The sequence below is a fragment of the Pseudomonas putida genome (assembly GCF_022627325.1).
Lineage (GTDB): Bacteria > Pseudomonadota > Gammaproteobacteria > Pseudomonadales > Pseudomonadaceae > Aquipseudomonas > Aquipseudomonas putida_X.
The window spans coordinates 1-12,054 of sequence record NZ_JAETZZ010000002.1 but is presented as its reverse complement, the minus strand read 5'-3'; the positions used below and the strand labels follow the sequence as shown (position 1 = coordinate 12,054).

At 59.4% G+C, this 12,054-nt stretch carries 15 protein-coding genes; 8 read left to right on the top strand and 7 right to left on the bottom strand.

Annotation, left to right across the window (positions count from 1 at the left end):
- Positions 1–8 precede the first annotated feature (8 nt).
- Positions 9–461 (top strand): phosphotransferase system, HPr-related protein, encoded by a 453-nt coding sequence (locus JNA92_RS03930; RefSeq protein ID WP_241803421.1) that lies wholly within the window; start codon positions 9–11, stop codon positions 459–461.
- A 2-nt stretch (positions 462–463) separates the two neighbouring features.
- A complete protein-coding gene (locus JNA92_RS03925; RefSeq protein WP_241803800.1) occupies positions 464–694 on the top strand; it encodes a metallothionein in 231 nt (76 codons plus the stop codon).
- Positions 695–778: 84 nt separating this feature from the next.
- On the opposite strand, the gene JNA92_RS03920 is transcribed toward JNA92_RS03925, so the two are convergent.
- From JNA92_RS03920 to JNA92_RS03900, 5 genes are read right to left on the bottom strand one after another with little or no spacing between them, the layout of a single operon-like run.
- The gene (locus JNA92_RS03920) at positions 779–1,207 is read right to left on the bottom strand and encodes a hypothetical protein (RefSeq protein WP_241803420.1); all 429 of its coding nucleotides are present in this window, start codon (positions 1,205–1,207) and stop codon (positions 779–781) included.
- Positions 1,208–1,236: 29 nt separating this feature from the next.
- Positions 1,237–2,196: a lysylphosphatidylglycerol synthase domain-containing protein gene (locus tag JNA92_RS03915; protein ID WP_241803419.1), complete on the bottom strand. Its 960-nt coding sequence runs from the start codon at positions 2,194–2,196 to the stop codon at positions 1,237–1,239.
- Entirely contained in the window at positions 2,196–3,398 is a 1,203-nt protein-coding gene (gene clsB / locus JNA92_RS03910) for a cardiolipin synthase ClsB (RefSeq protein WP_241803418.1), read from the bottom strand. Before clsB ends, JNA92_RS03915 begins: the two co-directional genes overlap by 1 nt.
- Positions 3,395–4,180: an endonuclease/exonuclease/phosphatase family protein gene (locus tag JNA92_RS03905; RefSeq protein WP_241803417.1), complete on the bottom strand. Its 786-nt coding sequence runs from the start codon at positions 4,178–4,180 to the stop codon at positions 3,395–3,397. The genes clsB and JNA92_RS03905 overlap by 4 nt, the downstream gene beginning before the upstream one ends.
- Entirely contained in the window at positions 4,177–5,094 is a 918-nt protein-coding gene (locus JNA92_RS03900; RefSeq protein ID WP_241803416.1) for a DUF72 domain-containing protein, read from the bottom strand. Before JNA92_RS03900 ends, JNA92_RS03905 begins: the two co-directional genes overlap by 4 nt.
- A gap of 208 nt (positions 5,095–5,302) precedes the next feature.
- On the opposite strand from JNA92_RS03900, the gene JNA92_RS03895 reads away from it, so the two are divergent.
- The 3 genes from JNA92_RS03895 (at position 5,303) to JNA92_RS03885 (ending at position 6,773) form a co-directional block, all read left to right on the top strand.
- Complete coding sequence (locus JNA92_RS03895) at positions 5,303–5,854, top strand: ATP-dependent Clp protease proteolytic subunit (protein WP_241803415.1); 552 nt, start codon at positions 5,303–5,305, stop codon at positions 5,852–5,854.
- Positions 5,855–6,025: 171 nt separating this feature from the next.
- On the top strand, positions 6,026–6,238 hold the full coding sequence (locus JNA92_RS03890; RefSeq protein WP_046786214.1) for a general stress protein: 213 nt from the start codon (positions 6,026–6,028) through the stop codon (positions 6,236–6,238).
- Positions 6,239–6,503: 265 nt separating this feature from the next.
- Positions 6,504–6,773, top strand: coding sequence for a DUF6555 family protein (locus JNA92_RS03885; RefSeq protein WP_241803414.1), 270 nt, complete (start codon positions 6,504–6,506; stop codon positions 6,771–6,773).
- A 35-nt stretch (positions 6,774–6,808) separates the two neighbouring features.
- Here JNA92_RS03885 and JNA92_RS03880 read toward each other — a convergent pair whose 3' ends face one another.
- Both JNA92_RS03880 and JNA92_RS03875 read right to left on the bottom strand, forming a co-directional pair.
- Positions 6,809–6,979, bottom strand: a complete 171-nt coding sequence (locus tag JNA92_RS03880; RefSeq protein WP_241803413.1) for a hypothetical protein — start codon at positions 6,977–6,979, stop codon at positions 6,809–6,811.
- A gap of 152 nt (positions 6,980–7,131) precedes the next feature.
- The gene (locus tag JNA92_RS03875) at positions 7,132–8,001 is read right to left on the bottom strand and encodes a LysR family transcriptional regulator (RefSeq protein ID WP_241803412.1); all 870 of its coding nucleotides are present in this window, start codon (positions 7,999–8,001) and stop codon (positions 7,132–7,134) included.
- A gap of 147 nt (positions 8,002–8,148) precedes the next feature.
- Between JNA92_RS03875 and JNA92_RS03870 the strand changes: the two genes are divergently transcribed.
- From JNA92_RS03870 to catA, 3 genes are read left to right on the top strand one after another with little or no spacing between them, the layout of a single operon-like run.
- Positions 8,149–9,270: a muconate cycloisomerase family protein gene (locus JNA92_RS03870; protein ID WP_241803411.1), complete on the top strand. Its 1,122-nt coding sequence runs from the start codon at positions 8,149–8,151 to the stop codon at positions 9,268–9,270.
- Positions 9,271–9,293: 23 nt separating this feature from the next.
- Positions 9,294–9,584, top strand: a complete 291-nt coding sequence (gene catC, locus JNA92_RS03865; protein ID WP_241803410.1) for a muconolactone Delta-isomerase — start codon at positions 9,294–9,296, stop codon at positions 9,582–9,584.
- A 52-nt stretch (positions 9,585–9,636) separates the two neighbouring features.
- Positions 9,637–10,572: a catechol 1,2-dioxygenase gene (gene catA / locus JNA92_RS03860; protein WP_241803409.1), complete on the top strand. Its 936-nt coding sequence runs from the start codon at positions 9,637–9,639 to the stop codon at positions 10,570–10,572.
- The last annotated feature ends 1,482 nt before the right edge of the window (positions 10,573–12,054 follow it).

The following is a 12,054-nucleotide window of genomic DNA, read 5'->3' as shown; positions in this document are numbered from 1 at the left end:
GAGCCCAAATGAGCCGACCCGATGATCGTCAGCCTTACACCCCCAGCGAAATCGATGACACCGAGGACCGCATGGGCAGCGTGCACGAGCTGGACTTCAGTGACCGCCCGGAGGGGCGTATAGGGGATCAACGCCCAGCCGCTGAAGTGGCGAAGGACTTCCCGGCGCGTCGCGTCGCAGAAAGCGGCATGACCGGCGGTGAGACACTGACCGACAGCGTGCATGAAGACAACGTCACCGACGACGACCTGAGCCCTGGCACCCTGCTGGATGAGACCGGCGCGCGCGACCCCTACGAGCCTGGTGATGACGAAGGCCCGGCGGATCAGAGCCTGCGTGAAGTCGATGAGCAGGAGATCGGAGGTGGCATTGGCTTGGACGAAGCCGAGCTGGCACGGTCGGCGCCGCTGGACGGCGAACCCTGGACTGATGAAGTGGTTGATAACGAGCCGAGGAAATGATGATGAATGAGCGACGATGCGCCTGTGCGAACTGTTCGTGCACGGTGGACGAGAATGCCCGCATGCAGAATGACAAGGCCTATTGCTGTGAGGCCTGTGCATCCGGGCACCGCAATGGTGAGCCGTGCCGCATGAGTGATTGCAAGTGCGGTGAAGCGGCCCAGCCCAATGAGAACAAGGTTGACAATGCCTTGGATGAAACTTTCCCGGCTAGCGACCCGATTTCCCCGTGACCGCTTGAATAGCTCGACCTCTGCTGCAGCACACGCTCCAGGAGCTTGCCATACTGGCTTCTGGGGCGCGGCTGTGCCTGGCGTTCAGTGGGTCTGCCAGATACCGTTATTACGCTCGCAATCGGCACGGGCCTGCCCAAGGCTTGGGGTGTCGTAGTAGTACGTCATCACCCGGGCTTCCTTGGGCAGCGCCGGGCTTGTGGAGGGCTCGTCACGCCCTGCCGATTTCGGGTTGGCGAGGGTTTCCTGGGTCAACGGTGCGATGCAGCTACCCACACTGCCATCGGCGCAGCGCGGCACCTTGCGCTTCTCGGTGCTGAGCATCGCTTTACTTTCATTGCTGCACGACCAATTGATCGCTTCAGCCGGCATGTCGCTGAAGCTGTAGCAGGTCCGTCCCTCAACGGCCTTGACCGCTTCGCTGGAGGACCGCGTGATCACTTCGCACGCTTCAGCCAGCACCTCTGTGCTGGCCAGGCCGCCCAGCACCACCACCAGCAGGGATAAACGCATTTGCCACCTCCCGGGCTCAGGGCCCGTGGTCAAGTCTTGCGTAGGGTCGCTTCACCGCGTTGGCGCATGGCGCGGGCGCGTTTTTCCAGTACCAGGTAGGTAATCACCGCCAGCAGCAGCGGGATCAGGTAGTAGAGGGTACGGTAGCCCAGCAATGCTGCCACCAGGCTGCCCTGGCCCAGTTGGCCGTGCAGCAGCGCCAGGAACACGGCTTCGAGCACACCCAGCCCGGCGGGTATATGGGCGACAACGCCAGCCACGCAGCTGATCAACAAGATGCCGAGTATCGAGGGATAGAACAGGTCACCGGGCAGCAGCCAGTAAATCAGTGCGGCCATCAATGCCCAGTTGCTGGCACCCAGCGCCACCTGGCACAGCGCCAGGCGCATCGAGGGCAGGGTGATTTCATGGTCGCGCACACGCCAGGTACGACGCTTGGCAAAACCGCAAGCCAATAGATAGGCCAGCGCCACAGCCAGCAGCAGAAAACCGATCAACTGCAGCCCGGTCACACCCACCGCCCAGCTTTCCGGCAACTTGACCAGGCGCAAGGCGAACACCGTACCGGCCAACAGCATGTAGCCCATCCAGTTGGTCAGCAGCCCCAGGGTCAGGATTTTGGTGATGGTGCCGGTGTCCAGGCCCAACCGCCCATATAGCCGATAACGCAAGGCAACGCCGCCGACCCAGGTCGTGAAGTTGAGGTTGAAGGCATAGCAGACGAAGGCCACCGGCAGCACCTGCCGCGCCGGCAGGTGGTGGCCGGTATAGGCGCGTGCCAGCAGGTCGTAGCTGGCGAATGTGAGGTAACTGCACACCGCCAGACCCAAGCCGATAATCAAGGTGCTTGGCTTGTAGTCGACCAGTGACTGGCGAACCTCGTTCCAGTCAAGGTTGCGCGCCAGCATGTACAGCAGCGCCGGAATCAGCACGATGAACAACAGGGTCAGCAGGCGCTTGCCCCAGATATGCCAGTCTTTGTGCTTCATCAGGTATTGCCCTCGTGCAGGTCGCCCTGGGCCTGAACTTCAGGCTGGACAGATTTCAGGCGTTGCCGGTGCGCCGGGAACCAGCCGGCAATGCGCGGGAAGTAGCGGGTGAGGTGGAAGCCGATGAAGATCAGCGGCGCCCGCCACCAGTAGCCACGGATCATGCGCTCCAGCGTCACCGCCTTGCAGTGGTCGCTGGCGAGCGAGGTCAGGTGTTGGTAAAGGTGCTGGTTGAATGCCCGATCACGTATCAGCAGGTTGGCTTCGAGGTTGAACGAAAGGCTCAACGGATCAAGGTTGCTGGAGCCTACCGTCGACCATTCATCGTCCACCAACGCGACTTTGCCGTGGAGGGGGCGCTGGCAGTACTCGTGTATGCGTACGCCGTCACGCAGCAGGTAGTTGTACAGCAGCCGCGACAGCGCGCGGACCCAGCGCATGTCCGGCTGGCCCTGAAGGATCAGAGTGACCTGTACACCGCGGCGCGCCGCATTGCGCAATTCACGCAACAGGCGGTAACCGGGAAAGAAGTAGGCATTGGCAACCACGATGCGTTGACGTGCCGCGCGCACGGCTTGCAGGTAGCAGGCCTCGATATCGCTGCGGTGGCGCGTGTTGTCCCGTTCGACCAGCACAGCGCTGATTTGGCCAGCGGGCTGGGTAAGCGGGCGCACCTGGCTACGCGGTTCAAGCACCGGGGCCATCAGCTGGCGGCTGGAGGCGTGCAGCTGCGCCACCACCGGCCCGCGCACTTGCACCGCATAATCCTGCTTGGCCATCGGCCCATAATCGCCAAGGTGATCGGCGCTGTAGTTGATCCCGCCAATGAACGCCAGCTCGCCATCGATAACGACGATCTTGCGGTGCAGGCGCCGGAACAAGTTGGTCCGCATGCCGGCCACCCGCGGTTGCGGGTCGAATGCGTGAAACCGCACACCTGCTTCTGTCATGGCCGCAATGAACGCATCCGGCAGGTCGGCTGTGCCGTAACCGTCCACCGCCAGCTCCACCCGTACGCCGCGGCGCGCCGCCTCGATCAGCACCCGCTGCAGCTGTTGGCCGACCTTGTCGTCGAAGATGATGAACGTTTCCAGCAGAATCTCTTCGCGCGCCTGGGCCATCGCCTCGAACACACGCGGGTAATAGCCTTCCCCATTGATCAACAGCTCGACGCTGTTGCCGTCTACCCAAGGTTTGTTCACAGATCGATCTCCGCAGCCAACGGTGCATGGTCAGACAAGTGTGACCAGGGATAATGAGACAGCACTTGCGCCTTGCTTGGTTTGGCATTGCGCAAGTAGATACGGTCCAGCCGCAGCAGCGGCAAGCGCGCCGGAAAGCTGCGGGCAGGGCTACCGAAGTGCTCTCCGAACGCTTCCACGAGGCGTTGCGAGAGCACGGCATCGGCCTTGAGGCGCCAGTCGTTGAAGTCCCCGGCGACAATCACAGGTGCGTCGGCAGGCAAGCTGTCGAGCAAGTCGAGCAGCAGGCTGACCTGGCGCTGGCGGTGGGCTTCACGCAACCCCAGATGCACGCACACGGCATGAACCGAATCGTGGCCTGGCACGTCCAGGCGGCAGTGCAGCAGGCCGCGCTGTTCGTTGCCATGGATCGATACATCGAGGTTGTGGTGCTCGGCGATTGGGAATTTGGACAGCAGCGCGTTGCCATGGTCACCATGCGGGTAAACGGCGTTGCGGCCGTAGGCGAACTGCGGCCACATGCTGTCTGCGAGAAATTCGTACTGCGGGGTGTCGGGCCACTCGGCATGGCGCAGAGCATGGTGCTCATGGCTGCCGTGGACTTCCTGCAGGAACACAAGATCGGCATCGGTGGCGCGCACCGCCTCGCGCAATTCAGGCAGGATGAAGCGCCGGTTCAGCGCCGTGAAGCCTTTGTGCACGTTGATCGTCAGTACATTGAGACGATGCACCGTGGTGATCCGGTCGATGACGCTGGTAGGTGTAGGCAATGTCTTGTTCACAGTTCCACCTGCGGTGTGACACCCGGTTCTGTCACCAAGTGGCCATTGAGATCCATCTTGTCCAGAAGACGGCGTGCATCGTAAGGGGCATGTACCTTCTGGTCGTTGTCGAAGTAGCAGTAGACATCCCGTGAAGCACGCCGGGGTGGCGGCTGATCGACGATCAGGTGGGCATCGTCCGGCTGCTCGCCGCGGCTCCAGCATTCGATACGCTGCTTCCAACGGCGCAAGGCGCGGGCGGTGTAGCCGCTGCTGTATAGCTCGACATCGCCATGCAGGCGCAGGTACACGAAGTCGGCGGTCAGGTCTTCGACATAGGGCCACTTGCCCGCGCTGTCGGCGACTACGAGCGCCACCCGGTACTTGCGCAGCAACTGCACGAACGTCTGGCACAGAAAGCTCTCATTTCGAATTTCCACCGCGTGACGCAAGCGGGTATTGCCGTCGATGGCGCTGCCGCCACTGTGCTGTAAACGTTCTGCACCGTTACGGGCGAAGGCGTTCGCCGCCTGGTGGTCGTGAGGCAACAGCGCCAGGAAACGCTCGAAGCGGTCCGCGTCGAATTTCATGTTCGGGGGGAACTGCCACAAAATCGGCCCAAGCTTTTCGCCCAGCGAGAGAAGGCCAGATGCAAAGAAGTTGGCCATGGGCTGTTCGATGTCCTTCAGGCGCCGCCCGTGGGTGATATAGCGGGGCCCTTTGACTGAAAAGACGAAGTCGTCCGGCGTATCATCCCGCCAGCGCTCATAACGTTCCGGGGTCTGCAGGCTATAGAACGATCCGTTGATCTCTATGCTGTTAACGGCGCGCGAGGCAAAAGCCAATTCATCATCCTGCCGCAGGCCATTGGGGTAGAAGTCCTTGCGCCAGGGGCCATAGCGCCATCCGGATATGCCGATGCGGATCTCGCTCACACTGTGGTCCTCATTGCTGTCCCATTATTAGCGACACGCAGCGACCTCAAACGGTTCAGGATGGTTGACCAGTGGCGATCTGGCCCGCGCCAGGGAACTTTGCACCCGCTCACGTTTCCACCGCAAACCAGGCCTGAATAACACCTTGCGCTGGCGCAAAGGGAGGCCTGTTCACCCTACGGGAATGACCCCCACATTGGAGGTAAGCATGGCCCGACACATCATTCACTTCACCGGCCCGATCAACTCGTCCACCTGTGGCAACCTGATCAGCACCTGCTCCAAAGTGATGCACCAGGGGGGCGATGTGCTTCAGTTGAACATCGCTACGATGGGCGGCGAATGCAGCTATGGGTTTACCTTGTACAACTTCCTGCGCGCCCTGCCGGTACCCGTGCACACGCACAATCTCGGCACCGTGGAATCGATGGGCAACATCCTGTTTCTGGCGGGCGAGCGCCGCACCGCCTGTGCGATGAGCAAGTTCCTGTTTCACCCGTTTCACTGGACATTACACGGTGCGGTCGACCATGCGCGTATGGCCGAATATGCGATGAGCCTGGATTACGATTTGCGGCTATATGCCCAGATCGTTGCCGAAAGAACCGCAGGCAGTGCCGAAACGCTGGACGTTCAGCGCTACCTGATGGCTTACCCGCGGATACTGGACCCTCAGGAGGCACTCGATAGCGGCCTGATTCATGCCGTCGATGAAATGCCGATCGATTCGCAGGTGACCCAGTGGAGTGTGCATGCCTGACACCCGGAGGACGGGCAAATAGGCTGGTACGCAAACATTTTCCCGGACGGTGTTTCGTGCCACCGGTCAGCTGTCCACGATCGAATTGAGCATTCCTGTGCGTCGGCGGTTCGGAAAAAGGGCATGGCAGAGATTCATGCGTCCCACCATCCCATCGCAAGGAGAAACGGCATGGCTCGTGATCAAGAGCGCACTGGACAACGTGGCGGCACCAAGGAAACCAACCCGGGCAACTTTGCCAATGACCGTGAACGGGCTTCCCGTGCAGGCCAGAAGGGCGGGCAGGCGTCGGGTGGCAACTTTGCCAATGATAGAGAGCGCGCCTCGCAAGCTGGCCGCAAGGGCGGGCAGAACAGCCATGGCGGGGGGCGCCAGCCGAATTGAAGGGTCGCCGTCGTCGAGGCCTGTCGGTACTCCCAGCGGCCTCGGCCTCACACCCGCGCAGGGATACTCAAGCATCCGCGCATCGGCCTAGGCTTCGATGACCAGCGGGGCGCTGCCGCAAGGGAATCCTGCTACTTGGCGATGCACCTAACCCGCTGCTTTGCGAGATGGGGCAGGTAGAAATTGTTGGACAATTATTTTGAATCTTTCGCGATGGGCATCACTCAATGAATGAGTCATCCATGGAGAAGAGGAGGGCCCCGTGATGCCTAATCCCCAGCTGTATATCATTGACTACCAACTGCATGGCCAGCCACGCAGTTTCATCATCCGCATGGAGCGGATGGATAACACCGAAGCCTGGCATTGGGCCAGTTGTGATGCGGGTATTGGCATCATTCCTAAGTTCGGCCGCGAAAAAATCAAGAAAGTCAGTAAACCCATGGCTGAACGCTATGGCATTACCGCAGTGAGTTGGCGGCTGTCTGGGGGTAAACCCAACCAGCCGGTCAGTGACTCTGCAATTAGCAGTTGAGGGAAATGGAGCGGGTTCTCGCCCGCTCCCTAGCGTCAGGCGCCTGATTCGGGGTCGCTTGCTGGTACGCCTGGATGCTGCTCTTCATCGTCGGTGACATTCGGGTCAGCATCTGGGTCGTCCACGCGGTCGCCAGACTGGCCCGGATCCAGTTCAGGCCAGTCATCTTGGGCATTACCGCCGCCCGCTTTCATTAGTGGGTTCATCTCGGTTCTCCTTGGCGTCAGATGCAGTTTGGAGTGCGATCGAGCGACAGATGATCAGCCGGCGTAATGGGAAAACCGACAGATGGATCACGACCGCAGCACGGTTTTTATCGGCCGACTTTGCCAGCATTACCAGGTGGGGCAGGGTGTCATTAATTGATGGTCGAGATGATTGCCAGGCAACGCTGAACGATCGGGCTGATGTCACTGGCGCGACGACTGAGGATAATTGGAGAGACGGCTTCGCTTTCTTCCAGCCCTGCGTAGGTCAAGTCGGCGCGGTGCTGCTGCTGGACCGAGGCGGGGACAAGGGTAATGCCAAGCCCTGCCGCCACCAAACCCAGGGCGGTCTGCAACTCGTTAGCCCATTGGGATACCTGGATGCCCATGCCATGGTTGGCAAATAGCGCCACTACATGGTCGGCGTAACTGGGCCGAGGGTTGGCTGGGTAGAGTACGAAGCGTTCCTTCGACAGACGCTCCAGCGTTATCGGTTGGCCTATCAAGTGGTGCCCAACGGGTAACACCGCGACCAGTGGGTCTTCACGCAACACCTCCTGATGGATAGCCGGGTCGTCGAAATGAATCCGGCCAAACCCTATATCGATGCGGCCGCTCTTGAGCGCCTCGATCTGCTGCAACGTAGTCATCTCTTGCAGCCCCAGTTCCAGGTCTGCATCGCGCCGAAGTTCTCGAATCAGTTCCGGCAGCACGGCATACAGGGTTGACGGGGCGAATCCTATGCCCAGCCATTGGCGTTGACCTTGGCCTATGCGCCGGGTGTTTTCACACAGTTGCTCAAGCTGCTTGAGCAAGGTGCCGCTCTGCTCATAAAAAAAGCGGCCGGCTTCGGTCAACTGCAACGGTCGACTGCGCTCCAGCAATGCGGTGCCCAAATGCTCTTCCAATTGTTGAATCTGCCGACTCAGGGGCGGCTGGGCGATATGCAGGCGCTCTGCTGCGCGGGTGAAATTCAGGGTCTGCGCAACGGCCTGGAAATAACGAATATGCCTGAGCTCCACAATACCTCCCAGGTATGGTGAGAGATGGAAACAATATTGGACTCAACGAATGTCCTGGCTCGATCCTAAGGTACACGAAACAAGATCCTATGGGTATTGAAGCCTTGTTGGCGATCCTTACCTCTACCTTGCGAGATGGAACCTGAAATGACAGCAGCCCGGATCGAGCGCCTTGAGACGATCATTGTCGACCTGCCGACCATTCGGCCACACAAATTGGCGATGCACACCATGCGCGGCCAAACCTTGGTCATTCTTCGCTTGCTGTGCAGCGATGGCATCGAGGGTATCGGGGAGGCCACCACCATTGGTGGGCTCGCCTATGGCAACGAAAGCCCGGAAAGCATCAAAAGCAACCTGGACAGCTACTTCGCGCCTTTGCTGATCGGCCAGGACGCGGAGAACATCAACGCGGCAATGCAGCGCCTGGACAAAGCCATCAAGGGCAACACATTCGCCCGTTCTGCAGTGGAAACGGCGTTGCTCGATGCCCAAGGCAAGCGCCTGGGGCTACCGGTCAGCGAGTTGCTGGGCGGCCGGGTGCGTGACGCGCTGGAAGTGGCCTGGACCCTGGCCAGTGGTGACACCGGCAAGGACATCGACGAAGCCGAGCGTATGCTCGAGCAACGTCGCCACCGCATCTTCAAACTCAAAATTGGTGCCAACGCCCTGGAGCATGACCTTGCCCATGTGGTGGCCATCAAGAAAGCCTTGGGCGACCGCGCCAGCGTCCGTGTCGACGTCAACCAATACTGGAGCGAGTCGCAGGCCATCAAGGGCTGCCAGGTGCTGGGTGAAAACGGTATCGACTTGATCGAACAGCCGATTTCGCGGATCAACCGGGGAGGGCAGGTGCGCCTGAATCAGCGCAGCCCTGCGCCCATCATGGCGGACGAATCTATCGAAAGTGTCGAGGACGCTTTCAGCCTGGCGGCCGATGGTGCTGCCAGCATCTTCGCGCTGAAGATCGCCAAGAATGGCGGCCCTCGCGCGGTGCTGCGCACGGCCCAGATCGCCCAGGCAGCCGGCATTGCGCTGTATGGCGGGACCATGCTGGAAGGGGCTGTGGGCACCCTGGCATCGGCACACGCGTTCATCACCCTGGATCAGCTGCAATGGCACACGGAGCTTTTCGGCCCGCTGCTGCTCACCGAAGAAATCGTGACCCAAGCGCCGGTGTACCGCGACTTCCAGCTACACGTTCCTGCCACGCCGGGCCTGGGGCTGACGCTCGATGAAGAGCGCCTGGCCAGATTCCGCCGTACTTGAAACCTTTATAGGAGATTGGGCAAATGCTGTTTCACGTAAAGATGACTGTAAAGCTGCCAGTGGACATGGACCCGCAAGTGGCCGCCCGCTTGAAAGCTGATGAAAAGGAACTAGCCCAGCGCCTGCAGCGTGAGGGGAAATGGCGTCATCTGTGGCGCATCGCCGGCCACTACGCCAATTTCAGTGTGTTCGATGTGGACAGTGTCGAAGCGCTGCACGACACCCTCATGCAACTGCCTTTGTTCCCCTACATGGACATCGAAATGACCGGCCTGTGCCGCCATCCTTCGTCGATTCATGAAGATGATCGCTAAGCGTCGCCACGCTCGCTGTTGTGAATCATAAGAACAAGATGAGGATCCCATCATGACTGTCAAAATTTCCCAAACCGCCGACCTGCAGGCGTTCTTCAAACAAGCTGCCGGGTTGGATAACGATCAGGGTAGCCCTCGGGTCAAGCAGATCCTGCTGCGCATCCTGCAGGACAGCGCACGCCTGATCGAAGACCTCGAGATCACCGATGACGAATTCTGGCGCGCCATCGATTACCTCAACCGCCTGGGTGGCCGTGGAGAGGCCGCGCTGCTGATCGCCGGCTTGGGCCTCGAGCATTTCCTGGACTTGCTCAACGACGCCCGGGACGCACAGGTCGGCCACACCGGCGGCACCCCGCGTACCATCGAGGGGCCGTTGTACGTCGCCGGCGCCCCGCTGTGCGAGGGCGAGGCACGCATGGATGATGGTTCGGAGGACGGCGTTGCCACCACGTTGTTCATCGAGGGCCAGGTCATCGACCTGCAAGGCAAGCCGATTGCCGGGGCAATCGTTGACCTCTGGCAAGCCAATACCAAAGGTAACTACTCGTACTTCGACAAGTCGCAGTCGGCGTTCAATCTTCGCCGCCGCATCGTGACCGATGCCGAAGGCCGTTACCGTGCCCGCAGTATCGTGCCCTCGGGGTATGGGTGTGACCCGCAGGGGCCGACTCAGGAGTGCCTTGACTTGCTCGGGCGTCATGGGCAGCGACCCGCGCACATCCACTACTTCATCTCGGCACCGGGGTACCGCCATCTGACGACGCAAATCAACCTGTCAGGGGATAAGTACCTGTGGGATGACTTTGCCTATGCCACACGCGAAGGGCTCGTCGGCGAAGTGAAGTTCATCGAAGACGCTGGCTTGGCGGCCAAACGAGGCGTGGAAGGGCGTTTTGCCGAATTGTGCTTTGACTTCCAACTGCAGCCTGCGGTTGAGACGGGTGAAGAACAACGGAGCTTGAGGCCGCGGGCGCTGCAGGTTTGAAGCAGAGCGGGGTGTCGGTCTTTGGCCGAAGATCCAGGTTTGGTAATTGCCCAAAGGGATTCGATTGTGAGTTGAAGTTGATAGCCGGGCAGGGGGCGTTGGCGCTCCCCGAGAGGCTTACGAGTCGTTTGACATAGAGGGGGAAATCGCCTTGATCTAAGTAATTTTAATCAAGGCGGTACCACCGTTAGCATGTAGCTAGGGCTGGTAGATCATGGTCAACCTAATATAACTAAACTAAATGAATATTTAGTGTAGTTATTCCTTGAATTTATATCATAAGGGCAGGGTAGCTGATCTGCTGAGCTAGGGGTAGCTCATGTTTGATCGCTAACGCTTACGTTTTCACGATAGCGTTCAAAAGTGAGCCGGGTAGCTCATTTGGTGGGCTACCTTCGGCGGCGGTCACCATTAAGAAGCGCATTCAATGACTCACTTTCCAGGCTGGACGCTTGAAAGCGCCCATAAATAGGTCAAGCACTGAGCTTGTGGACGTCCGAAACGTCCTGATGTGGCTATGGTAACTGCAGCGATCGGTATGGAAATCCTGCTGAAAAGCTTTATTTCCGTGCCTGATCAGCACCGAGTTACGTCCGGCGAAACCCAGAAGCTCGACGTGTTAGCACTCAAAGCGGCTCACCAGCACCTGCAGTCAATCGGCAACAATCCACCCAAACAAGACGTGACACTCACGACTTGTTGACGTTTTTTATGTCATGCCCGCAGCGATTTGCAAGACCTTGGCCCTGGATAGCAAGTAAGGTTCGTTCGAACGTTATTGGGATGTGTCACCAACAGCCGGTATCGGTGCGAGTGGACTAGCTGAAAGTTTCCAATCCGGCGCTGATGAGGTTGCTGCGGTGGACGTCGGCGAACGTGGTTGGCGATTGCAAGCAACGAGGCTCGCAGGATCAATTTGTGGTGAATTACATCGCTGAGGTCCAGGCCCGAACTGCACCGCGTGTGATGAAGGCCAGCGCCTGGCTCCAAATCTGCCCACCCACGGCCCCGGTAGCTTCATATGATGATGCGCATAATGCATATTATGTTAAATAGTGATTGCCCATGCCTATCCGGCGGTTCTGTCTAATCCCACATACCTCCGGTCAAATCCCCACAAACCCCCGTTTCCCAGAAATTCAAAAGCTTGGGTTCCATTCATAATCCTATCTCTGCGCATGGCCCTTCACTAACCTCCGGTTGACCCCACCCGACCCTCAACCCCATTCGAACATGACATCCACCATGGCAATGCTGCAGCTTCCTGCTACAGGTTAAAGGAGCCATCACTCATTCTAGCCCCCTGGTTCTGTCATGACTCGGCCGTTCATCCCATTCCCGATTTTCCCTCCCTATGTAGTGGTCAACTCATCCCGGACACGGTTTTGAGTTTTTCTTCAGCTTTCGCCGGAGCCAGTCCATCGTTGAAGTGATGGGGTCGGATCCAGTTGTAGTGGCCCATCAGGTACTGGCTAATGTCTC

Excerpts from the sequence above, each read along its gene's own strand:
- JNA92_RS03930 (WP_241803421.1), top strand. The coding sequence starts at position 9 with ATGAGCCGACCCGATGATCGTCAGCCTTACACCCCCAGCGAAATCGAT.
- JNA92_RS03925 (WP_241803800.1), top strand. The coding sequence starts at position 464 with ATGAATGAGCGACGATGCGCCTGTGCGAACTGTTCGTGCACGGTGGAC.
- JNA92_RS03920 (WP_241803420.1), bottom strand. The coding sequence starts at position 1,207 with ATGCGTTTATCCCTGCTGGTGGTGGTGCTGGGCGGCCTGGCCAGCACA.
- JNA92_RS03915 (WP_241803419.1), bottom strand. The coding sequence starts at position 2,196 with ATGAAGCACAAAGACTGGCATATCTGGGGCAAGCGCCTGCTGACCCTG.
- JNA92_RS03895 (WP_241803415.1), top strand. The coding sequence starts at position 5,303 with ATGGCCCGACACATCATTCACTTCACCGGCCCGATCAACTCGTCCACC.
- JNA92_RS03890 (WP_046786214.1), top strand. The coding sequence starts at position 6,026 with ATGGCTCGTGATCAAGAGCGCACTGGACAACGTGGCGGCACCAAGGAA.
- JNA92_RS03885 (WP_241803414.1), top strand. The coding sequence starts at position 6,504 with ATGCCTAATCCCCAGCTGTATATCATTGACTACCAACTGCATGGCCAG.
- JNA92_RS03880 (WP_241803413.1), bottom strand. The coding sequence starts at position 6,979 with ATGAACCCACTAATGAAAGCGGGCGGCGGTAATGCCCAAGATGACTGG.
- JNA92_RS03870 (WP_241803411.1), top strand. The coding sequence starts at position 8,149 with ATGACAGCAGCCCGGATCGAGCGCCTTGAGACGATCATTGTCGACCTG.
- catC (WP_241803410.1), top strand. The coding sequence starts at position 9,294 with ATGCTGTTTCACGTAAAGATGACTGTAAAGCTGCCAGTGGACATGGAC.
- catA (WP_241803409.1), top strand. The coding sequence starts at position 9,637 with ATGACTGTCAAAATTTCCCAAACCGCCGACCTGCAGGCGTTCTTCAAA.